This window comes from Pseudomonas sp. LY-1 (assembly GCF_053502595.1).
Genome location: NZ_CP094353.1, coordinates 5,931,370 through 5,954,450 on the forward strand (window position 1 = coordinate 5,931,370; position 23,081 = coordinate 5,954,450).

The 23,081-nt window shown below is 58.1% G+C and carries 19 protein-coding genes and 2 pseudogenes; 12 read left to right on the plus strand and 9 right to left on the minus strand.

From position 1 onward, the window contains the following. Positions 1–153: 153 nt before the first annotated feature. The gene (locus tag MOQ67_RS27200) at positions 154–2,121 is read right to left on the minus strand and encodes a sigma-54-dependent Fis family transcriptional regulator (RefSeq protein ID WP_052743382.1); all 1,968 of its coding nucleotides are present in this window, start codon (positions 2,119–2,121) and stop codon (positions 154–156) included. 392 nt (positions 2,122–2,513) lie between these two features. Between MOQ67_RS27200 and MOQ67_RS27205 the strand changes: the two genes are divergently transcribed. The 7 genes from MOQ67_RS27205 (at position 2,514) to MOQ67_RS27235 (ending at position 10,684) form a co-directional block, all read left to right on the plus strand. Then, positions 2,514–4,655, plus strand: a complete 2,142-nt coding sequence (locus MOQ67_RS27205) for a hydantoinase/oxoprolinase family protein (RefSeq protein WP_198717805.1) — start codon at positions 2,514–2,516, stop codon at positions 4,653–4,655. A 37-nt stretch (positions 4,656–4,692) separates the two neighbouring features. Continuing rightward, positions 4,693–7,011 carry a hydantoinase B/oxoprolinase family protein gene (locus MOQ67_RS27210; protein WP_046487660.1) on the plus strand — a complete coding sequence of 773 codons (2,319 nt, stop codon included), beginning with the start codon at positions 4,693–4,695 and terminating at the stop codon, positions 7,009–7,011. Positions 7,012–7,086: 75 nt separating this feature from the next. Further along, entirely contained in the window at positions 7,087–7,587 is a 501-nt protein-coding gene (locus MOQ67_RS27215) for an acetone carboxylase subunit gamma (protein WP_017847353.1), read from the plus strand. A 109-nt stretch (positions 7,588–7,696) separates the two neighbouring features. Continuing rightward, positions 7,697–8,149: a protein-export chaperone SecB gene (gene secB, locus MOQ67_RS27220; protein WP_046487662.1), complete on the plus strand. Its 453-nt coding sequence runs from the start codon at positions 7,697–7,699 to the stop codon at positions 8,147–8,149. A gap of 573 nt (positions 8,150–8,722) precedes the next feature. After that, positions 8,723–9,316 (plus strand): LysR family transcriptional regulator, encoded by a 594-nt coding sequence (locus MOQ67_RS27225; RefSeq protein ID WP_198717803.1) that lies wholly within the window; start codon positions 8,723–8,725, stop codon positions 9,314–9,316. After that, positions 9,274–10,056 (plus strand): class I SAM-dependent methyltransferase, encoded by a 783-nt coding sequence (locus tag MOQ67_RS27230; protein WP_198717802.1) that lies wholly within the window; start codon positions 9,274–9,276, stop codon positions 10,054–10,056. The genes MOQ67_RS27225 and MOQ67_RS27230 overlap by 43 nt, the downstream gene beginning before the upstream one ends. Positions 10,057–10,081: 25 nt before the next feature. Next, complete coding sequence (locus MOQ67_RS27235; RefSeq protein WP_102616936.1) at positions 10,082–10,684, plus strand: gamma carbonic anhydrase family protein; 603 nt, start codon at positions 10,082–10,084, stop codon at positions 10,682–10,684. 257 nt (positions 10,685–10,941) lie between these two features. Here the strand turns inward: MOQ67_RS27235 and MOQ67_RS27240 are convergent, their stop codons facing one another. The 3 genes from MOQ67_RS27240 to MOQ67_RS27250 form a co-directional block, all read right to left on the minus strand. Continuing rightward, on the minus strand, positions 10,942–12,306 hold the full coding sequence (locus MOQ67_RS27240) for a hypothetical protein (RefSeq protein ID WP_198717801.1): 1,365 nt from the start codon (positions 12,304–12,306) through the stop codon (positions 10,942–10,944). A gap of 399 nt (positions 12,307–12,705) precedes the next feature. After that, positions 12,706–12,984 (minus strand): hypothetical protein, encoded by a 279-nt coding sequence (locus MOQ67_RS27245; protein WP_017847346.1) that lies wholly within the window; start codon positions 12,982–12,984, stop codon positions 12,706–12,708. Between the two features lie 83 nt (positions 12,985–13,067). Beyond that, positions 13,068–13,985, minus strand: coding sequence for a LysR family transcriptional regulator (locus tag MOQ67_RS27250; protein ID WP_017847345.1), 918 nt, complete (start codon positions 13,983–13,985; stop codon positions 13,068–13,070). Positions 13,986–14,086: 101 nt separating this feature from the next. On the opposite strand from MOQ67_RS27250, the pseudogene ilvD reads away from it, so the two are divergent. Further along, positions 14,087–15,916 (plus strand): annotated as a pseudogene (gene ilvD, locus MOQ67_RS27255) (dihydroxy-acid dehydratase); the annotation flags it as partial. Between the two features lie 169 nt (positions 15,917–16,085). Here the strand turns inward: ilvD and MOQ67_RS27260 are convergent. Then, positions 16,086–16,529, minus strand: coding sequence for a tautomerase family protein (locus MOQ67_RS27260; RefSeq protein WP_017847343.1), 444 nt, complete (start codon positions 16,527–16,529; stop codon positions 16,086–16,088). 95 nt (positions 16,530–16,624) lie between these two features. Between MOQ67_RS27260 and MOQ67_RS27265 the strand changes: the two genes are divergently transcribed. After that, positions 16,625–17,587 carry a GlxA family transcriptional regulator gene (locus tag MOQ67_RS27265; RefSeq protein WP_198717799.1) on the plus strand — a complete coding sequence of 321 codons (963 nt, stop codon included), beginning with the start codon at positions 16,625–16,627 and terminating at the stop codon, positions 17,585–17,587. A gap of 52 nt (positions 17,588–17,639) precedes the next feature. On the opposite strand, the pseudogene MOQ67_RS27270 reads toward MOQ67_RS27265, so the two are convergent. Beyond that, positions 17,640–17,948: pseudogene (locus tag MOQ67_RS27270) on the minus strand (winged helix-turn-helix transcriptional regulator); the annotation flags it as partial. Between MOQ67_RS27270 and MOQ67_RS27275 the strand changes: the two are divergent. Further along, positions 17,871–18,509, plus strand: a complete 639-nt coding sequence (locus tag MOQ67_RS27275; protein WP_332874902.1) for a hypothetical protein — start codon at positions 17,871–17,873, stop codon at positions 18,507–18,509. The pseudogene MOQ67_RS27270 and the gene MOQ67_RS27275 overlap by 78 nt on opposite strands. Before the next feature lie 113 nt (positions 18,510–18,622). After that, on the plus strand, positions 18,623–19,219 hold the full coding sequence (locus MOQ67_RS27280; protein ID WP_082118832.1) for an NADPH-dependent FMN reductase: 597 nt from the start codon (positions 18,623–18,625) through the stop codon (positions 19,217–19,219). A gap of 67 nt (positions 19,220–19,286) precedes the next feature. On the opposite strand, the gene MOQ67_RS27285 is transcribed toward MOQ67_RS27280, so the two are convergent. Both MOQ67_RS27285 and MOQ67_RS27290 read right to left on the minus strand, forming a co-directional pair. Continuing rightward, positions 19,287–20,321: an alpha/beta hydrolase family protein gene (locus tag MOQ67_RS27285; protein WP_198717798.1), complete on the minus strand. Its 1,035-nt coding sequence runs from the start codon at positions 20,319–20,321 to the stop codon at positions 19,287–19,289. Positions 20,322–20,450: 129 nt separating this feature from the next. Then, positions 20,451–21,314, minus strand: coding sequence for a LysR family transcriptional regulator (locus tag MOQ67_RS27290; RefSeq protein WP_017847337.1), 864 nt, complete (start codon positions 21,312–21,314; stop codon positions 20,451–20,453). Between the two features lie 108 nt (positions 21,315–21,422). Here MOQ67_RS27290 and MOQ67_RS27295 point away from each other — a divergent pair, with 108 nt between their 5' ends. Then, positions 21,423–21,815, plus strand: a complete 393-nt coding sequence (locus MOQ67_RS27295; protein WP_017847336.1) for a tautomerase family protein — start codon at positions 21,423–21,425, stop codon at positions 21,813–21,815. A gap of 316 nt (positions 21,816–22,131) precedes the next feature. Here the strand turns inward: MOQ67_RS27295 and MOQ67_RS27300 are convergent, their stop codons facing one another. Continuing rightward, positions 22,132–23,019: a LysR family transcriptional regulator gene (locus MOQ67_RS27300; RefSeq protein ID WP_017847335.1), complete on the minus strand. Its 888-nt coding sequence runs from the start codon at positions 23,017–23,019 to the stop codon at positions 22,132–22,134. Positions 23,020–23,081 lie beyond the last annotated feature (62 nt).

Genomic DNA, 23,081 nt, shown 5'->3' on the forward strand with positions numbered 1-23,081 from the left:
TCGAGGGGAATCTGCGGAGTAGACGAAAATATGCACTTTCAAGCCTATCCGGTTTTACTTTCGGCATAGCGGTGGGGCTCCTCACTTCCGGTAGCCGAGTGCCATTCGGGTCGGAGTGATTTATTTTTATTCACTCCGCCCTCCCCTAATGCGTCAGTCGGGGCGGGGCAGGTCATATTTTTTCAGTTTGCTATAGAGGGTGCTCTTGGCGATATTCAATGCCTTGGCCGCGCGGGTCAGGTTGCCGCCCTGCTCGAGAATGACTTCGGCGATCACCGCTTTCTCGGCCGACTCCAGGGGATGGTCACTGGCTTCCTCAACTCTAGCGGCCGAAGCGCAAAGGGTCACCGGCAAATCGGCGGGGGTCAGTTCGCCGCCATCGCAGAGGAAATAGGCGGCCGTCACCAGGTTGCTCAACTCCCGAATATTGCCGGGCCAGGAGTGGCCTTCGAGCGCGGTCTGTAAATCCAGGCTAAGCCGCTTGGGTACGCCGCCATGCTGTTCGACCAGCCGTGCCAGGATATGCTCGGCCAGCAGGGTCGTGTCCCCCCGTCGTTCTCGCAGGGCAGGCAGGGTCAGGGTCATGGACGAGATGCGGTAGTAGAGGTCCATCCGGAAGCGCCCTGCTGCGACCTCCTCGGTCAGGTCGCGATTGGTGGCGGCGATCAGGCGGAAGTTCACCTTGCGTGGACGGGTTTCACCGACCCGGCAGATTTCCAACTCCTGTAGCACCCGCAGGAACAGGGGTTGCAGGTCCAGGGGCATCTCGCCGATCTCGTCCAGAAACAGGGTTCCCCCATTGGCGGCCTCGATCTTGCCGGTCATCCCGCCACGCCGGGCGCCGGTAAAGGCCCCCTCCACATAGCCAAACAGCTCTCCCGCTAGCAGGTCACGGGACAGGCCGCCGCAATTGAGGGCGATGAAGGCGCCCTCGCAATGGGGGCCGGCCTCGTGCATCGCGTTGGCAAACAGCTCCTTACCGACGCCGGTCTCGCCCTGCAGCAAAATGGGGATGGGCGCTTTGGCCAGGCGTTGCGCCTGCTGTACGGTTTTGAGAAACAGCGGGCTCTGGCCGATCAGACGAGAAAAGCCTGCATGACGGGTCGTCTCCTGGGTGCGTTTGTCGTCCTTCTCCACGCGCGTAGTGCGCGGTCTGGGAAAGGGGATCACCGCGAAGTAACCGATCGTTTCTCCACGGTGGCGGACCGGCTCGATCCATTCTCGCGCTAACCGCGGCAGAATCAGTTCCACCCGTGGCGCCAGACGCCCCTCCCCGTTCAGGGAGAGGACGGGACTATAGGGGGTAAGGTCCAGCTTGATGCCGTGCGCCGCCAGCACACGCTCCGCGTGCCCATTGCCGCGCACCAGTCGCCCCTCCAGATCCATCAGCAACAGGCCGTCATTGCCAGGGGACGTAAAGCGCCCCAGGGTTTCGCCCAACAGCAGTTCGCGCTTGGACAGCAGCAGGTGAGCCAGTTGCCCTTCGATACGGTGGGCACCGGAGACGGCCAGCGCCAGACAGTAATCGTGCTGGGTGTTCTTGAGCCCGGAGATATTGACTGCGCCGAGCACCTTGTTTTCGAAGGGATCCCTGATGACGGCGGCGGAGCAGGTCCAGTTGCTGATGTTTGCACAGAAATGTTCGTAGGCGTGTACCTGCACCGGAGAGCCGATACGCAGCGCCGTACCTATGGCATTGGTCCCCGCAACACTCTCGGCCCAGTTGGCGCCAGGCACGAGCCGGAATTGATTGGCCAGTTCCAGCGTCTTCGGATCGCCGTGGCTGCGCAGGATCACGCCGGAAGGGGCCACCAGGTGCATGATGGTGCCGGATTGGGCCAAGAGATCGTGGGCATCACGCATGATGGTTTCCGAGGCACAGATCAGCTCCTGGTGAGCGGCCCGGATCTTCTCCAATTGCGCACTCTTGAGGTCGATGGCCTGCTTGGCCACCAGAGGGTTCACCTCTTTAGAGACACAACGTTGCCACGAGGCTTTGATCACCGAGCGGACGGTTTCGTCGGGAAGGGTGCCGATGCTCAGTAACCGTTCCCGCGCATCGGCGATGCGCCCGGGTTGCTCAACAGCCACCGATCTGCGTAATGGCGGGTTCTGCTTCATGATAGTCACCCCTTTAATTCTATTTATTATTAGAGAAGCTGTTCTTAGCTTGACCCCACCTTGACCTATTTACAATTGTTGGTTCAGGCCAAATCTGCGCCGATGATGCACTCTTTCTTTCTCATCCCAACGCTACTACCTGGAAGAGTTCGATTAGCGGTCGATAGGCGACCGATTTTCGAACGCAATACCATCCACTAAAGTTGGTTTTTTTAAAAAAACGAATGTTTTCTATTATTTTTGTTGGCTTATTTTTTGTTGGCACAACCGCTGCTATGTATTCAAGCAGTTGTCCAGGCCGGTGGGTTTGGATGACCTCATGTGCCGCTCCTGATCGGGAACGGGCAAACAGCGTCAGCAATCCGCAATAAGAATAATTAGAGGATATAACTTTGAATCAATTAGCGAATCCAGTAGAAGTCCTCGGTATTGATGCCGGTGGCACTATGACTGATACCTTTTTTGTGCGGGCCGACGGGACGTTTGTCGTCGGCAAAGCGCAGAGTAACGCCAACGAATCCCAGGCGGTGCTGGAGTCCAGCAAGGACGCCCTGGCCCATTGGGATAGAACGGTGGAGGATGTTTTCCCCGAAATGGTGACCTGCGTCTTCTCGGGAACCGCCATGCTCAACCGCGTCGTGGGACGCAAGGGGCTGCGTACCGGGCTGATCGTCAGCAAGGGATTTGAAGATTTTCACCGTATGGGGCGCGCCGTCCAGAGCTATCTGGGTTACGCCTTCGAGGATCGCATTCACCTCAATACCCATCGCTATGACGATCCCCTGGTGAGCATCAAGGACACCCGCGGCGTCACCGAACGGATCGACTCCAAGGGCAATGTGGTGATTCCGCTGCGCCTCCACGAGGCCCGGGAGGCCGCGCGGGAACTGATCGAACAGGGCTGCAAGACGATCGTCATTAGTCTACTGAGCTCCTACCTGAACGGGCATCACGAAAAGGCCGTCCGCGATGTCTGCAAGGAAGTCGCCCGGGAGATGGGGGTCGAGATCCCGGTGTTCGCCTCCGTGGACTACTACCCGATGCGCAAGGAAAGCCATCGCACCAACACCACCATCCTGGAGGCTTACGCGGCCGAACCATCCCGCGCCACCCTGGGGACCATCAGCAACAGCATGAAGGATGTCGGCGGCCAGTTCGACCTGCGGGTCATGGCCAGCCATGGCGGCACCATCAGCTGGAAAGCCAAAGAGCTGGCACGATCCTTAGTATCGGGACCGATCGGCGGCGTGATCGGGGCCAAATTTCTGGGTGAAAAACTTGGCTACGAGAATATCGCCTGTTCCGACATCGGCGGGACCAGCTTCGACATGGCGCTGATCACCAAGAACAATTTCGCCATCCATAAAGACGGGGATATGGCGCGCCTGGTGCTTTCTCTGCCGCTGGTGGCGATGGACTCCATCGGTGCCGGCGCCGGGAGCTTCGTGCGCATCGACCCCCATGCCAATGCCATCAAGCTAGGGCCGGACAGTGCGGGCTATAAGGTCGGTACCTGCTGGCCGGAAGGGGGGCTCGATACCGTCTCCGTGACCGACTGCCACATCATCCTCGGCTATCTGAATCCCGAGAACTTCCTCGGCGGGATCCTGAAACTGGATGTCGAGCGGGCGCGGCGCGAGATTGAGCGTCAGATCGCCGCCCCCCTGGGGCTCTCGGTGGAGGACGCTGCCGCCGGGGTCATCGAGCTGTTGGATCTCTCCCTGCGCCAGCATCTGCGCGCCATGATCACCGGCAAGGGCTACAGCCCCTCCGACTTCGTCTGCTTCTCTTACGGCGGCGGCGGTCCCGTGCATGCCTATGGCTATACCAAGGGGCTGGGCTTCAAGGAGACCATCGTGCCCGCTTGGGCGGCCGGCTTCTCCGCCTTCGGCTGTGCGACCGCCGATTTCGAGTATCGCTACGACAAAAGTGTCGATATCGGTATCAACGAGAAGTCCACCACCGAGGATATCAGCGCGGCAACTACCACCCTGCAGGCGGCCTGGAACGAACTGCGCATCAAGGTTCTGGAAGAGTTCCGGATCAACGGTTTCAAGGACGAGGAGGTCACTCTGACCCCCGGTTACTCCATGCAATACCTGGGGCAGTTGAACGATCTGGAAATCGATTCGCCGGTGGCGGAACTGTCCGGTGCCGAGGACTGGGACGACCTGGTGCAGTCGTTCAACGATACCTACGCGCGGGTTTACGCCGACGCCGCGCGATCGCCGGAATTGGGTTACGGGATCACCGGCGCCATCATGCGTGGCTCCGTGGAAACCAAGAAACCGAATATTCCGGAGGAGCCGGAAGCCGGCCCTACTCCACCTCCTGAATCACGCTTGGGTACCCGGCCCTTCTATTACGAAAAAGAGTGGGTCGACGCCGCTATTTATCATATGGAAAAGCTCAAGCCCGGTAACGAAATAAAAGGTCCTGCGGTCATCGAATCCGATGCCACTACTTACGTTATACCGCCGGGATTCCAGACTTTCCTGGATGTGAACCGTCTGTTCCATCTGATCGAATGCTAACTACCCAATTATAAATATAACAAGTAGAGGTCCTCTCATGACTATTCAAGAAACCTATGTCCAGGCGGGAAAACTGCTGGATAGCGGACTAACGCTCAATGATTATCGCAATCTGATTCTGCAACGCACGGAAAAAACCGGGTACTACAACGGCTTGGAACGGCTGGAATTTAAAGAGTCGGACCCCATCGGTTATGAACGGATCTTTTCCAAGCTCCGTGCGGGGTTGGTCAATTCCCGTGAAGTGGCCAAGAAGATTGCGGCATCGCCCATCGTCGAGCAGGAGGGGGAGCTGTGCTTTACCCTCTATAACGTGGCAGGGGACTGTATCGCCACCTCCACGGGAATCATTATTCATGTGGGGACCATGGGCGCCGCCATCAAATACATGATTCAGAATAACTGGGAATCTAACCCCGGAATTAACCCAGGTGACATGTTCACCAACAACGATTGCCAGATCGGCAACGTTCACCCTTGCGATATCGCCACCATCGTACCGATTTTCCATGAAGGTCAGTTGATCGGCTGGGTTGGCGGCGTGACCCACGTCATCGATGTGGGCGCGGTGGGCCCGGGCTCCATGTCCAACGGCCAGGTCCAGCGCTTCGGTGACGGAGTGCAGATCACCTGTCGTAAGACTGGCATCAATGACACACCGCTGCGGGATTGGCTCCACGAGAGCCAGCGCAATGTGCGCACCCCCAAGTATTGGATCCTGGACGAGAAGACCCGTATCGCCGGCTGCCATATGATCCGCGATCTGGTCGAGGAGACGGTCCGCGAAGAGGGTCTCGCCGCCTATACAAAATTTGCCACGGAAGTGATCGAGGATGGCCGGCGCGGGCTCATCAGCCGGATCAAGGCAATGACCATTCCCGGCAAGATCCGCACCGTCGCCTTTGTGGACGTGCCCTATATGCACGAAGATGTGGTCGTTCCGCCCTTCGCCAAGATCGATACAATCATGCATGCCCCTTGCGAAATCACGGTAAAACCCGACGCCACCTGGCGCCTCGATTTCGAGGGCTGCAGCCGCTGGGGCTGGCACACCTACAATGCCAACCCGGTGGCCTTCACCAGCGGCATCTGGGTCATGATGACCCAATCCCTGGTGCCCACCGAACGGATCAATGACGGTGCCCGTTACGCCACCGAATTCCGGATGCCCAAAGGCACCTGGACCAATCCGGATGACCGCCGTACCGCCCACGCCGATGCCTGGCACTTCCTGGTCTCTTCCTGGAGTTCCCTGTGGCGCGGCGTGAGCCGGACCTATTTCGGCCGCGGCTATCTGGAGGAGGTCAACGCGGGCAACTCCAACCCCTGCAACTGGCTCCAGGGTGGCGGTATCAACCAGGAAGGCGAGATCCATGCCGTCAACAGCTTCGAAACCGCGGCCTGCGGCACGGGCGCCTGCGCTGTCAAGGATGGCCTGAATCACGCCGCGGCAATCTGGAATCCCGAAGGGGACATGGGCGATATCGAGATTTGGGAACTGGCCGAACCCCTGCTCTATATGGGACGGACCATCAAGACCAATACCGGCGGTTACGGTAAATACCGCGGCGGTCTCGGATTCGAAACCCTGCGCATGGTCTGGGGTTCCGCCGATTGGACCATGTTCTTTATGGGCAACGGCTATATGAACAGCGACTGGGGGCTGATGGGCGGTTATCCGGCCGCGACCGGTTACCGCTTCGAAGCCCATAACACCGGTCTTTTGGATCGCATCAAGGCGGGCAAGTCGCTGCCCCTGGGTAAAGATCGTGACCCCGGCACCTGCGAATTCGAGAAACACCTCGACGCCGGTGCGCGGGTTAAGCGCGATAAGCAGTGCATCACCACCGAAACGATCTTCGAAAATGGCGATCTCTACCTCAACTACCTGCGTGGCGGTCCGGGCTTCGGTGATCCCTTGGATCGCGATCCGGCGGCGGTCGCCGAAGACCTCAACCAGAACTTCGTGCTGCCGGAATTTGCCCAAAAGGTTTACGGCGTAGTGATCTCCCAGAACAAAGCCGGCGACTGGGTAGTAGATGAAAAGAAAACGGCGGCACGCCGGCAGGCGATCCGCCAGGAGCGGATCGCCCGGGGCCAACTGACCCATCAATGGATGGAGCAGGAGCGTCAGAAAATTCTGGATAAGAAGGCATCGGTCCAGGTCCAGCAGATGTTCGCCTCCAGCTTTTATCTGTCAGAGAAGTTCCTCGCCGAATTCAAAACGTTTTGGGATCTGCCGGCCAGCTGGGAATTGAAAGAGGAAGAACTCGATATACCCATGTTTGGCGCCAAACACCATATGGATCTGAGCGAATTACCCGATGTTCACCCCGTGATCATGACCGAACAGTGATTGTCTACGAAGGGGATGCCTGAGCGTCCTCTTCAATGGCATCTCACAATTCAAAAAATAAAAGAGAGACTGATTATGTCAACTTATACCAAAAAACAAGTGTCCGATTTGGTCAAAGGGGATTTGGACTGGGATACTCTGCACCGCATGTTATCTTTGCCCAAGGACAAAGAGCGCTATGCCAATTACGTTGCCGTGTTGCAGGAGCAGGTATCCTGGAATGATAAGATCATCATGCCCTTTGGTCCTCACCTGTTTCTGGCAGAAACCCAGCAAGATAAAAAACTTGTCACCAAATGCTCCTGTGGTCATGAGTATGGCGATTACCAAAAAAACTGGAAGCTCAATGCGCTGATCTACGTGCGTGACAGCAAAGAGAAGATGCAGGAAGTTTATCCCACGCTGATGGCCCCAGACACCAATTGGCAGGTCTATCGTGAATACTATTGCCCAAGTTGTGGAGTGATGCACGATATCGAGGCCCCCACGCCCTGGTATCCGGTCATTCACGACTTCCAGCCGGATCTGAAAGCCTTGTTTGATTGGCTGGATCTGCCCGCCCCCGTGAACGCTTAATCGGCGTCCGCCCTAAGTGATACCCCGGCCGGACTCCGGCCGGAGTATTCCCAAGATTCCTCCCGTTGCAAGCCTGTTTAATAAACTAAAATGCATTATGAGGTGTGACATGTTGGATAAAAATAAAAATACCCACAGCGCCGAACAACCGTTCTTCGCATTACAAAAAATCTATATTAAAAGTTCATCCTTCGAAGCGCCGAATGCGGCGAAGGTTTTCAAGCAGAACTGGAAACCTGAGATCAGCCTGGATTTGAATGTCAGCCACGAATCGATCGGTGATGGCATCTATGAAGTGGTGCTGTCCATATCGGTCACCGCAAAAAACGACGGTATTCTCGCCTTCTTGGTCGAGGTCGACCAGGCCGCACTGTTTGTGATCAAAGGTTTCCCCGAGCAGAAACTGGATGAAGCCCTCAACTCCGCCTGCCCTCTGGTCATGTTTCCTTATATTCGTGAAACCCTCGACACCCTCATGCTGAAGGGGTGTTTCCCGCCGCTGATGCTGGCCCCCGTCAACTTCGATGCGCTCTATACGGAAAAAAATAGAGCCTGTGCTTAGAACGGGAACCAGGTTCGCGGGCTGAGGCCGATACTGAATTCGCCATACGCTTACAGCAATCATGTAGGGTCAGCCGTTCAGCGCACATGAAACCCGCCTGTTCTAGATGTGGCGAATTTCACAGCTGGGTCGCCGGCGGCTGGTTGCGATCGGCGAAGGTTGGGAAAGTGACTCAGAGCCAAATCCTGGTGGTGGTCAGTGGTGATACGCCGCTCCCCCTGCCGTCTGACGTCCGCGATATTCATCTGCGTTTCGATGACAATATCCGCAAGCGTTGTTCCGTTCAGCCCTCGATGATCTGTTGAGCTGAGGAGACTGATTTATGAATCTACCGCCTGAACGGCTTCCAATTTATAGAGAGAATACAAACTCGACAGTCAATTATAGTTGACGACTTGCGATTTGGTTCAACCGGGGCGAGTTCCCCGCATTAGTCTTCCTGCTTCAATCGATCCGGCTTTTCGGATTACGGCCAGTATGAAATGTATGTGATGGCAATACTGCCATGAGTACACGGATGTTCATGACCACGCGTTTTTAACGTTATTAACGCTGGTTCACAGGAAGGTTGACATGCTGGATCGCCAACAGTTGGAAGCATTTGCCTGCGTCATAGAACATAAGAGCTTTGAGCGTGCTGCATCGGCCCTTAATATTACCGACGGCGCTCTTTCGCAACGGATCAAGTCACTGAAAAACTCTCTTTCAACCATTTTAATTATTCGAGAACGGCCCATTCACCCCACGTCGGCAGGCCAGGCTTTACTACAGCACGCCTCGGCCTTGCGTTCGCTTGAACATGATGTTCTTAAGTTGCTCTCGCACAAAAGCAGTATGAGCTCAAAAGTTGCCATTGGCGTACATCCCGATTCACTCAATACATGGTTCGCACCGTTACTGATCGAACTGATGCGCGCTGAGCAGGTTTGCGTAGAAATCATCTCGGATGATCGATGCTCTAGTTTGAATATCCTCAAACGCGGTGACGTGCAAGGACGTGTATCGGTCGTTGCCGATGCGCTTGATGGCTTTGAAGTTCATCCACTGGCCATAGCGCATGCCTTCGTGAGCTGCTCGGGGTCTCGATCGCGCGATTTCCTTGTCACTATGTGCCGTCATTACCCATGGTTCAGGATGCTGTACTGGCCAGCCTCGGCTACACACTGATGCCTGCGGACATCGCTGCGCCGTTTCTGGAGGACGGACAACTGGTCAATCTGATGCCGCAAAGCAGTTCTACATGCTTACTACGCACAACTCGTCCGGGAATAATCACGACTCAGATTGCGCTTCGTGCCCTTCCCCGTCGGCTGCTGGCACTTGACTGCAATGAAACCAGTATCAAGGAAACGCGCGCGCAGCTCTCCAGCGCGGGAGTCAACGACGCACAGGTTCGTCAATGCAATCTCTATGACGACGCCCTGACCGAACCAGGGCAATACGACTTCAGCTATGCGCGGATGGTATTCCAGCATTTATCCGACCCATTGAGTGCGTTGCGCAACATCCACCGGAGTCTCGCTATCGGTGGACGACTCTGTATTTGCGACATCGACGACCGCTGGTTCGGCGCAGCGCCTCAACCTCCCGAGCTGCAATCTTTCCTGGCCCGTGTTGCACGGGCTCAGGCCGCTCGCGGCGGTGATCGCCATGTGGGCAGCAAGCTGGCAAATTACCTTGAGGAAACCGGCTACAGTGACATCCGCTGCAGCATGTTACTGGTGTCCACGTCGCTGATTGGTGCAACGGCATTTTGTGACCTGGTCTTTGGTTACAAGATGGAAGTGATCCCACAAGCCGAACTCGAACAGGCTCAGCGTGAAATGGCTGCGATCAAGGAAAGTATCGAGAGCCCAGGCGGCTGGGCGGGGATCGGGGTATTGTTCGTTTCTGGAGAAAAACAGTAACTGAATGGAATCACGGGAGCATTGTATGCCTGACAAAGCCAAACCGGACTCCGCTGTACGCCAGCAAATCGCCGCCACGGCGCGGATTGCATCGAGCGCTATCCTGGAAGGCAATATTTCTATCGGAGCGGGTACCGTTGTAGGTCATGGCGCGGTCCTCGTTGCAGAAGGGGGTACGCTGATGATCGGAGAGAACTGCATCATCATGGAAAATGCGGTAATTCGCAGTACGGCCCATGATGATTGCCACATCGGTAACCATGTGATGGTGGGGCCGCACAGTCATTTGAGCGGCTGCAGGATCGACGATGAAGTGTTTGTCGCGACCGGCGCCTCGGTCTTTAACGGTGCTTGCATCGGCAAAGGCGCGGAGGTTCGCATCAATGCTGTGGTTCATATCAGAACCAGGGTAGAAGCCGGCGCGACACTGCCGATTGGCTGGGTCGCCGTGGGCGATCCGGCGCAATACTTTTCCCCCGACCAGCACGAGCAGATCTGGAACGTACAGAAAGAACTGGATTTCCCCCGCTACGTTTTTGGCGTCGACCGCAACAGTGATGGTGTTGTCAGGCAAATGATGGAACGTTACGCACGCTTCCTGCGCAAGCAGCAGGTGGACGATGAATGACGAGTCCGAGCGCACCAGCGGACTAACAATTATCGATGGCCATAGTCACATTGCTTCGACGCACTTCACTCCCATGAGTTTCCTTGAAGGCGTGGCAGACAATATCGAGGTGAGACTTCGGCCGGCCGACGCCTTAATCGTGTTACTGAACTGACTGCGCTTACAGCGCTCTCAACTGGCTCCCAGCTGTTGTCTAATCCTGGCCGTAGCATCAAAGCTGAAGTTGCTGCAACTCAGTACCCCTTTGACCGTAGACCTCACCAAAACCAATACGGCAAAAACTTGGGTGTCGGCTCATTGGCCAACTCCAGGTGGTAAGTAACCGAGTTAAAGAAAAACATGTCCAGTATGAGGAAGGCGACAGCACCAAAAGAGAAAGTCACAAATTCACGATGTGGATGCATGCTGAAACGTGTCACCATCCAGGGCCTAACGGCAACAAGGGCAATCAACCCCATGGAAGCACCGAGATAGTTCGGCTGAAGTGGAGTCGTCGCATACAGACCATGAATAAACGCGAGCAGTAACACTCCCAGGCCAACCACTGGCAGGTTTAAGCAAAACCTCAGCAGTTTGTCTCGGGTACTTGCAAAGAGAGCGCTGCGATCCACGAAGATGTAGGCAGCCAACAAGGAAATAGCGGGTGTAATTGAAAGTATGTAACGCGCCTTCTTGGAGCTTGGAATCGTGAACAGTACGATCACCACAAGGAGCCAGCCCGAGAGATACAAGAGCATGTTCGTGGCCGGATCAGGTGAGCGTTCAAAAAAGCACTTCCCCTTCTTGACGATAACGTTCAAAGCGATAAGAGCTGTTACGCCATAGGTCAGCAAGCCGGCAGAGAAATAGAAGTAATAACGGGACGAGTGATCACTGCCAAACCGCCCCAACCCTTGCATGATCAATACCTCTTGTAGAAACGCGTCTCCACCTTGTACGTAGGCAGCCCATGTCAGCACCGCAATGCCTGTGGCCAGGACCAAGCCCGCCAGCAAGCAAAACACAACCAGCATGCGCCATTGCTTGCTCAAAAAATAATAAGCGGCGACCACACTGGCAGGGCCGATCAGACCAATAGGGCCACGAAATGCAAAGCCCAGCGCAAGGCCCGCGAGCACAAGCAGCAAGCGAAAACGCTGTTTGTATACCTCTCCCGTGTAGGCCAGATAAAAACACACCACTGTAAAAAGCGCGGGGTATATATCCAGTGCCAAGGAGTTCACGCCGTCCAGAAATGACCAGGTGAACAGGGCAAACACAACACCATATGCGCCCCATTTTTTCTCATGCAATGCACCGAGCTTGTAAACAAACACCAGCATCAAGGCCGCGGCAACACAGAAAGGAAGGCCCATTGAAAGAATCGATACACGACCAAACGGCAAAGAAACCAGATAAACAAGGAGCGTATTGATCACCGTGTAATCGGGATATGGCCGCAGATCATCCGCAATTGGAAACAGCGTCACCCCATGCGCGAGCATATATTGAGCAAAATCGACAAAGCGCGTTGTGTAATTGAGCACAGCAGGCTTGTATTGCAGCACTGCGAATATGAGAAATGTCAATATAAAAATAAATGAGCATGGCTTTTTTACAGCCATTTCCTTTAGCACTTTCATGTGGACCTGCTATCCCAAAAAACTCGCAGGCTAGCATTTTGCTTTTTGCGCCATCCAGATAAAAACAGTGAAAAGTTGTTAAACAACATGCGACCTATTGACTCAACTAATCAACTAGCATGCGAGTTCTGAACATCAGCTGAACACACTCTAAAAATATGCAAACAGCCCGACACCGGTATTGACTCTCTCACCAATAAACTCTATGGATTCGCCAATTTCGAACTATCGAGCACGGACTAGCACGTACATCGGCGTCATGTTGCATCCAGGGAAATCCCCCGCCGTCGGGTGATATTCGTCATTGCCCGTGTTGTAACCCACCGCACGGTCTATGGCAGCGCCGACCACCGTGGGCTCCAGATCATCAAGATAGAACGGGCCCTCCAGGCCAATGCATCACCAGTTCACAATCATCGGCAACCCGGGACGGAAATCGTGTGCCTGGCCGCTGGCGCCATGATCGATTTCCAGTAAGAGCAGGTGTTCATCACCCTGAACAATTTCAAATCCTTTCAGCTGGTTTGCGCAGGTGGCAGCGGTCGAAAACGCGTGGTGGTCGGGCATGATAACGCGCAACGATGTCATCTCGCGAAAGCCGTTGGGATGTTCAAACGGCTGCGCTCGCTCAGCAGGCGCCTCATCTGGCCTCTTGGCAAACGAAAGAAAAAACCACATCGGTATTAATTCCCTTTAATCCCAGGCGTTGATTGCCCAACCATGCGGCCACAGGTTAACAACCTCACTCGCCCGGCCTAGGATCAACTCATGTCCAGTTCGAGCAATTGACTGGCCATGTGCAGGAAGTTGGCAAGCGTCGGTGTCGTATCGTCGCGGCGGTAAACCAGGCCTGTTTCCAGATGCGGCGCATTATCTTCCAAAGCGAGATAGCGCACCCCCGAGCGAGCGAGATGGCGCAATGACGCCGGCACCAGCGCGATGCCCATGCCTGCCGATACCAAGCTAATGATCGTCTGCATCTGAATAGCGTGCTGGGCAATATGCAGGCTACCGCCGCACGCGGCGTAGTAGCCGGTGACCAGGTCATAGAACGCCGGTGCCGCACGCCTGGGAAAGACCACCAGCGGGCAAGATATCATCGCGTCCGAAGATAACCGGCCCTCCACATCGACCAGGCGCCCGTCCGCCATCCACGCTTGCGGCACAGCGGCAATCAGTGGCTCGACGACCAAAGACCGGTAGGCCAATTGATCGGGGATCGTGGCCCACGGGTTGGCAATGACAATGCCTGCGTGCCCCTTGCCCTCGAGCAGCGCAGCGATCTGAAGATCACTGGTAGCCTCCATCAACGAAAGTTCCACCGCCGGGTACAGGCTGCGGAACCGTTGGACCAGCACGGGAAGAATGCTGTAGTCAGCGGTACTGACAAACGACAGCTCCAACCCGCCGGCATCGCCGCGAAGGATGGCTTGCGCTGTATGACCCAGCGCATCGATAGCCCCCAGCGCGGCCCGCACCTGAGGTAGCCATTGCTCGGCGAACGGGGTCAGCGCCACGCTGCGCTTGGTCCGTACAAACAGCGAGGCGCCGACTTCGCGCTCCAGCGCCATGATCGACTGGCTCAACGGCGGCTGGGTCATGCACAGGCGTTGCGCTGCCAGGCTGAAATGCAACGTCTGGGCGACAGCGACAAAATGCCTGAGCTGGCGAACATCCATTCCTTATACCTCCAGAGACTTAATAAGCATTAAATAATATATTTCACAGCCATCCAACCGATCTTTAGCCTGAGTCCATACCGTCAGCCCAGGAGGACTCAATGCCCGCTTATCGTTCGAGAACCACTACCCATGGCCGCAACATGGCCGGTGCCCGCAGCCTGTGGCGCGCCACAGGCATGACCGATGACGACTTCGGCAAACCCATCATTGCCATCGCCAACAGCTTTACGCAGTTTGTTCCAGGCCACGTACACCTCAAGGACCTCGGCCAACTGGTTGCCGGCGAAGTGGCGGCGGCCGGTGGCGTGGCGAAGGAGTTCAACACCATCGCCGTCGACGACGGTATCGCCATGGGCCATGACGGCATGCTCTATTCACTGCCCTCGCGGGAACTGATCGCCGATGCCGTTGAATACATGGTCAACGCGCATTGCGCCGATGCGCTGGTGTGCATCTCCAACTGCGACAAAATCACCCCCGGCATGTTGATGGCTGCCACGCGCCTAAACATTCCGACCGTGTTCGTTTCTGGCGGGGCGATGGAGGCGGGGAAAGCGGTAATCAACGGCACGCGCCAGTCTCTGGACTTGATCGACGCGATGGTGATCGCCGCCGATGACGCCTATAGCGACGAGGAAGTCGCCGCGGTCGAACGCGCCGCCTGCCCCACCTGCGGCTCATGCTCCGGCATGTTCACCGCCAACTCAATGAACTGCCTGACGGAAGCGCTTGGCCTGGCATTGCCCGGCAATGGCACGGTGCTGGCGACTCATGTTGAGCGTGAGGGCTTGTTTCGCCAGAGCGGGCGGCTGATCGTCGAGTTAGCCAAACGTTGGTATGAACAGGACGACGCACGTGCGTTGCCGCGCAACATTGCCAACCGCGCGGCGTTTGCAAACGCCATGAGCCTGGACATCGCCATGGGCGGCTCGACCAACACGGTCCTTCACCTGTTGGCAGCTGCGCGCGAAGGCGGCGTGGCGTTCAACATGGCCGACATTGACCGGCTGTCTCGCCAAGTCCCGTGGCTGTGCAAAGTCGCGCCCGCCTGCAGCGATGTACACATCGAGAACGTGCATCGCGCCGGTGGCATCATGGCGATCCTTGGCGAGTTGGACCGCGCAGGCTTGATCGACACAAGCCTTCCGACAATCCACGCGCCCACCTTGAAAGATGCGCTGGATCGCTGGGACATCGCCCGTAGCCCAGACCAGCAAGTACAGACATTTTTCCGCGCCGCGCCGGGCAATGCCCTCACCCAGCGAGCCTTCAGTCAGTCAGCGCGCTGGGATGACCTGGACACAGACCGGTCAACGGGCGCGATCCGATGCGCTGAACAGGCTTTCAGCAAGGACGGCGGCCTCGCGGTGCTGTTTGGCAACCTGGCGCCGGAGGGCTGTATCGTCAAAACAGCCAGCGTCGCCCCCTCCATGTTGGTGTTCGAAGGCAAAGCCGTGGTTTTCGAAAGTCAGGAGGCGGCGGTGGCTGGCATCCTTGGCGACCAGGTGGTGCCTGGCGATGTGGTGGTCATCCGCTACGAAGGCCCCAAGGGCGGCCCTGGTATGCAGGAAATGCTCTACCCCACCAGCTATCTCAAATCCAAAGCGCTGGCCAAGTCCTGCGCGCTTTTGACCGACGGGCGATTTTCGGGCGGCAGCTCGGGCCTGTCCATCGGCCATGTCTCACCGGAAGCGGCGGAAGGTGGACTGATAGGCCTGGTGGAAACAGGGGACGTGATCAAGATCGATATTCCCAACCGTTCCGTTGAACTGAGGGTCGATGAGGCAACGTTGAACCAGCGTTACCACTCGATGGATGCCAAGGAAGGGCAAGCCTGGCAGCCCGCCGCACGGGCGCGAAAAGTGTCGGCGGCACTTCAGGCCTACGCGGCACTGACATCGAACGCGGCTCGCGGTGCGGTCAGGGATGTGACGCAGGTTCAGCATCGAGCTGGCGGCAGGCGAGCATCCCCCCTGCCCCACCGCGAATCGCAACACTACCGCCAACCGTTTTTCTCGACAGGGACTGAAACAACCGACGGTTCGACCGGGGGACGAATAAGCGTACAGGTGTACGCTTTCTGGCGGGCGCCTATCGTTAGTCAGCGAGATGTCCGTATCCGGCTGCACGGGTGAAGTCGGCCAAATGCCAGATCTCACCGTTCGCCCCCCACGTTCCGTCGACAACCTCCTCGATCTGTATCGAGCTCAGCAACCGGCGCTGATCCCCCGCCGCCAGGTTCGATTGTAGGGCGCCATGCAGTTCACTCACGTAGCGCTGGCGCATCGGTGCATCAAGGACGCCGGCGGGCACCTTGACGATGACCATGCACGGGACAACCTGGGCATGAGGAGCAACGCCTCCGCACAGCCATTGATCGGCCTGCACTTCCTCAATCAACACCCAGCACAACATACGTTGCTGAGGGGCATCGCCCATGTGTTCATTAATCATCGCCACGTCGCTCACGCTTCGAAGCAACTGGTGGCGCTGTGGCAGGTTGAAAGCGCCGGTAGGCACCTTGATCAGGATGTTTGGCATGGCGAAACCTCGCGGTTAACTGGAGGCGCCATTGGGCCAGTTATCCCTTCCCTCGATAAGTGACCGATTCGTCTTCTTTCGGGCATAATCGGACAATGTACGATTTCACTGTCCTCGTCTTTCCCGGGGCGTTCGCCTCGAGCGTCGCAGCCACCCTGGACATCCTCGACACCGCCGCAATACTTGCGCAGCGGCGCGGCCTTGCCGTGCCGCGCTGGCGCGTGTGTGGGCCGCAGCCAGGGTTGATTACGCTGGGCCAAGGCATGCTGCTGCAGGTTGACGCGCTGACCACAGATGTCGAGGACAACTCCTGCTGGGTCATTCCGGGCCTTGGCATCAGCGACTTCGACGTGCTGCGGCAGCGGCTTGAGGAAGACGTGGTCCTTCGGGCCCTGCCAGCACTGAAGGCACATGTGAATCAAGGCAAGGAGATTGCCGCCTCATGCTCGGCGGTCTTTCTCCTGCATGCCGCCGGGTTGCTCACGGGGCGACGGGTGACGACTTCCTGGTGGCTCGCCCCTTGGCTGTCGAGCATGGCGCCTGACTGCATTGTCGACCCCAACGTCATGGTGCTCCGCGATCCGCCGCTGACGACCGCCGGTGCAGCCTTCGCACAAACCGACTTGATGCTGCACCTGCTGCGCAGACGTCTGTCGCCGGAACTCGCCGACGCGGTGGGCAAGGCTCTGCTGCTCGATGGCCGGCAATTGCAGTCCCCCTTCATCAATCCGGCAATCATGGCCCAGGGCAATACGCTGGTCGCCAACCTCACCGCCTACATCGAAGCACGCCTGCCCCATCCGCCCAGTGTGCCAAGCCTTGCGGCATACGTCGGCATGTCTGAGCGAACGCTGTCGCGGCACCTTCGAAAAGCAACCGGTCTTTCAACTCGCAATCTGATCCAACGCGTGCAATTGAACAGAGCCCGCGTGCTGCTGGAAACCAGCAGGTACTCCGTTGAATCTATCGCCGTGCAGGTGGGATACCAAGATGCCACGGCCCTGCGGCGACTCATGCGCCGCCTGTTGAACGCCTCGCCAAAACAACTGCGCCAGTGAGTTCTAACCGCTGGCAGCCCTTGAGTGCCGCACTCATCCGCTGCACGGCGCCTCACTCAATCCGGTCAGCCACGCACCCGAACCGCTGACGCATGCCCGCGCTGGCCGCGGGTCCGGCCTGCACGCTGCACTGGTCCAGGGGCACAAGACGGCCATCGGCGACATCCGCCATCATCGGCAGCACCGGCCGCCCCGTCTCCCGCTCGACAATCTGCACGCTTTCCCCTTCTGGCGCGTAATGGCGATTGCCCCAGGCCACGAAGGCCATGAGCACCACGCGGAAATCTTCGCCCTTGGCCGTCGGCACGTACTGGTAACGCAGCGGGCGCTGACTGTAAGGCTGACGCTCGATCAGGCCCGCGATGGTTTCGTCATGGGTGAAGGCGCCGGCCTGCTGGTCATCGAAGAGTTGCAACATGCCTTGGCACGCGGCGCCACACCCATCGCCGAGCTGGTGGGCTATGGCACCAGCGCCGACGCGTACCACATGACCGCCGGGCCCGAAGATGGCGACGGCGCCCGCCGCGCCATGCAACAGGCATTGCGCCAAGCCGGCGTGGACGCATCCCAGGTTCAGCACCTGAATGCCCACGCCACCTCGACCCCGGTGGGCGACAAAGGCGAACTCGCGGCAATCAAAGCCCTGTTCGGCACAGACAGCGGCCTTGCGATCAGTTCGACCAAGTCCGCCACTGGCCACCTGCTGGGCGCTGCGGGGGGGATCGAGGCGATCTTCACCGTACTTGCGCTGCGCGATCAGGTAGTTCCGGCGACACTCAATCTGCAAACTCCGGATGCCGCTGCCGAAGGCCTGAACCTGATTCGCGGCCAGGCCCAGCACCTGCCCATGGAATATGCGCTGTCCAATGGCTTCGGTTTCGGCGGGGTCAACGCCAGCGTGCTGTTCCGACGCTGGATCTAAAACCGGATATTGCGTCCGGCTTCAGTGTGGTTGAGGTCTCGGCACCGAGAGGTCGAGACCTCAACATCGGGTGCCGCCAAGCTCCCCGCTGAGCGCTGGATGGCTATGCCGCAATGGTGAACGAAGCTCAGCTCGTGCGAAACTTCACCGACTCACGAATCACGAACGGTGTTGAAATGGTGCGTTTGCTTGCTGTCTCGGGAAGTCTGCGTCAGGCCTCTTCCAACTCAATTTTGCTACGCGCAGTTGAGCATCTATGCCCCGAAGAGGTACAGGTCGCACATTACGAAGGCATCGCTGAATTGCCTCACTTCAACCCGGACCTGCTCGAGAATCCCCCCGAGTCAGTCTTGGCGTTGCGCGCAATTATCGGGCAGGCGGATGGGCTGTTGGTTTCGTGCCCCGAGTACGCTCGAGGTATTCCCGGCGCATTCAAGAACATGCTCGATTGGCTGGTAAGCAGTGAAGAGTTTCCGGGCAAGCCTGTCGCGCTGTTCAACGCATCGCCCAGAGCCAGCCACGCGCAAGCGGCATTGCGGCTGGTCCTGGAAACGATGTCGGCGAGCATCATCGAGCAAGCGTCAATCACGGTTAACCTCCTGTCCAGCCAGTCGAGCGCCGAGGGCATTGCCGCCGACCCGGTGATGGGCCCGTTGATCCGTACTGCGCTCGGCGCGTTTAAACGGCGTCTCGAAACTCAGGAGCCTTGAGGCTCCAACATCGCTTGTCGAGTGGTTGCCCGCACGCATTGATTGCCAACGCTGGCCGCCAGTGCATTCACTGGCTGGCTCTGGCGTGAACCCACGCGTTTATCGTTTCAAGGGCACCTGGGGCGTAGGCAAGACGACCTTCCATGAGGAACCTCATCGTGGTGAACCAGGACCATTCGCTGGTGAGTTGCGTGTTGTAAGCCGCCGCCTTGAGTAGCCCATGGGTTGCATCCGGTATGACTTCAATCCGGTTGGCGGGATGGTTGCCGCCGAGCGCCTTTCGGTAGAGGGCTGCGCTGGCTTCGGGATCGACATTCAGATCGTCCGCGCCCCACAGCGCAAGCAGCGGAATGTCGAGTTTTTCCAAGGCACCGGTTGCGTCTTCGTGAAGATTGCGCCGCACAAACGCCCAGCGTTCTGCGCTCATGCCGTCCAGAAGGGCAACCGGCGGCACCTGCGCAGAGGCAAACAAACGCTCATCGGCGGCGGCGATCCGAGCCATCGTTGCGTCGATGTCGGGCTCGGACATCCCCGTGCGTTGCAACCGCGTCCGCGTGTAATAGTCACCTTGTCGTTGCCAGGATACCGCGCCCCCGACAAGCACCAGAAAGTCCGCATCCCCCGATGCCAGGCGGGGCAGTACCCAGCCGGCTTGTGAAAACCCAAGCGCACCGACAGGGATTGCTGGCAGCCTACTGCGCAGGGCAGACAACGCGCTGCGCACGTCCACGTAGCGGTCCGTCATCGACTGGCTGAGCCAATTCCCCGGCGAATCCCCAATGCCCGGTTTATCCCACGAAACAACCGCAATGCCGGCATCGAGAAGCGCGTTGATGAGTGGATCGTAACCCTGCTGCGACGTGCGATCCTGGGGGCCATCCCCGTGAACCAGAACCACTGCCGCTGTTGCCGCACGGTCGGGCAGCCAGAGCGTGCCGGCCAGGCGCAACCCATTTGCGTCGAATGCAAACGGTTCGCTGGCTCTGCGATCCAGACCATAAGTGTCAAGCCGCGCGAGAACAAGCAACGCGATAGCCACGATGAGACAAACGACGGCAATCAACTTTACGCGGTAACGTTTCATCCAGATTTCTTTATGCATAGTCACTCCTTTTTTCCCTTCAAGAGTTCCGGCTGACGGGCCCGAATCTCAGTGCCAATCCCTGACGCAGTGCATGCATTTCGCAACGCCCCCGTAGCGCCCTAGCGGCGCTGCTGGCTTCTCGGACGATTAACTGAACTGGCTCGCAAGCATTTCCCTGACGGCCCCGACCAAGGGCGATTCGCCAGGACGAGGGGGCAACAGGCTGAACTCAACATCCGGCAATCCCGGTAAATGGTGCGCCGACTGGCAGACCTGCGCGCCCATCGGTACAGCGGAGGCATTCAGACAAGCGACGCCCAAACCTGCCAATAACGCTGATTGCAGCCCCGCGACGCCGGACGCCGAATGCGCAACCACATAAGGCACCTCGTGAGCCTCCAAGGTCTCTCTGGCGAGGCGCTGCAGGCTGCACCCCTGCGGCAGTACCAAAAGTGGCAACGGGGTGTTTTCCTCCCGCTCAGCCTCGAACCCCGCGACCGACACCCAACGCAACGCCTCCCGTCGCACCGGCAAGCCCTCAGGCAGGCTGCGCCCGTCGAGAATTCGCATGGAAAGGCCGATATCGAAGTCGCCTGAATCTGCCCCGCTCTCGATTTGCATGCTCTTGCGTACCGACACATGCAGGCGAAGGTGCGGATAGCGCACTCGCAGTTTCTTCAACAGGTCGGCGATCGAGCTGGGCAGAAAGTAGTCGGTGATAGCCAGCCGCAACTCGCCGACAAAGGTCACGCCACGCACGCTTTCAAGGGCACGCTCACTCAAGGCAAGCATGTCGCGTGCGTGGACCAATAAGCGTTCGCCAGCCGGTGTCGGCCTGACGCCTTTTTTACCCCGCTCCAGCAACGTAACCCCGGTGAAGGCCTCGAGCTTGCGCAATTGCTCGCTTAACGCCGACTGCGACCGACACAACTTAGGCGCCGCCTGCGCGAGGCTGCCTGACTCCATCGCAACCGCGAAGGCTCGCAAAAGTTCGAGATCAAAGGGGCGCATGCTCATCCTGCCGTTTTTCCGAAGGATACGATCATATCTTCCGGCTTTTCAGCACTCAAGCCACTCCTTACTCTGAGCCAGACATTTACTTCCGACGAGGACTCCAACATGCCCGGCATCACACTCAAAATCTCTGGCCAACCTGACCTTGCGCGAGTCCAGGGGATCGTTTCCCAGCTCACCGCGCTAACCTGCGATGTGCTGGAGAAACGCCCGGAGCAGACGCTGGTGATGGTGCATTTCGTGCCTCATGAGCAATGGTTCATCAACAGTTGCTCGCTGGCCGAACTGGGTTACAACTCGTTCCGGCTGGAGGTCACCATCACCGATGAGACAAACACCAAAGCGCAGAAGGCGCGCTTTCAGCGTGAGGCTTTCGCGCTATTGGCCGAGGAAATCGGCAACCTGCATCCACACTCCAACATCCACCTCATCGATTGCAGGGCCAGTGCGTATGGGTATGGCGGCGTGAGCCAGGAATACAAACATCACCATCCCTGAAGTACTGCACGTGAACGGCGGGCTGTACATCGCCGGATGAGCCTTGCGCGCCTCGTTTTTTTGCCCGTTGAGCGGTCAAGCGAGAAATGAGCGCGCGCCCTTCAGGGGCGCGGGTTCATGGGGCCAGCGGCCGCACTTACGCGCTGGCAACCTGCAAAGAGCTACGCACCTTGCCTGGGCTGCTGCCGGTGATGCGCCGAAACCAATGACCAAAGGAATCCCCCGACGCAAATCCCAGGTGCTGTGCCAGGGTCTCGTTGGAGTGTTCGCCTGCCAGGCCTCGGTATGCCTCTTCGCGATCCGCACTGCGACGTTGTCAGCTCGCCCTTTGATGCGTGCCGACGCAGAGGACTTCGAGCAACACCTGCTCCAAGATGTCAAAGAAACATCTGATGTGCGCCTGTTTCAACGCCTGAGGCCGGGTTACCAGATAGACCTCCATCTCTGGAAGTTCCAACTCGGGGAACAACTCCGTCAGGCCCTTCGCCAGAATACGCGGCAGTACAGCCACGCCCATGCCTTGCCGCACCGACTCCAGTTGGACGGCGAACGAGTTCACGCTGATTTGCGCACGGTCCAGGCCCGCAGCCTTTGCGGCACGCATTTGAGGCAACATATCCAGCGGAGGAAGCAAGGCGATGTTGACCGCCGTAGCCAGGGTCACCCCGGGAGATCGCTTCAGGTACCCGGCCTCAGCGAAGACGCCATAGGCGAGCTTGCCGATGGGTCGATAAATCAACGATGGCTCGCCCAGGTGCGCTGTGCGTATGGCGATATCCGCCACCCCGCGGACGATCTTGTGAAAGTCGGTGGCGACCAGTAACTCCACGGAACAGCGCGGATGCAGGGCCGTAAACCGGCTCGCGGCGTCCAACACACAAGAAGAAAACCCCTCGCCGGCACTGACCAGCACGCTGCCACATAGCGCTGCGTGTTCCCCGGACAACTCCGCCGCCGTCTGACGCCTCAAGCCCGCCTCTGCTGCCACCGCGACGTCCACCAGGGCTTGGCCCCGCGAGGTCAACCAGCAGCCTTCAACGCCGCGTTCAACGAGCGGCTCACCCAGGGCCGCTTCCAGCTGGGTCAGGCGACGGGACACGGTAGACGCCGCGATCCCCAGCAACTGGCCAGCTTGAAGAAAACTGCCACGCCGCGAGACCGCCAACAGAAGACGAAGATCGTCCCAATTTGCCTGCAACGCCATACCTCCCGTCCTCCAGGGTTTGCATATATGCAAAGCCATTATGCAGTAGTCGCTGTTTTTCA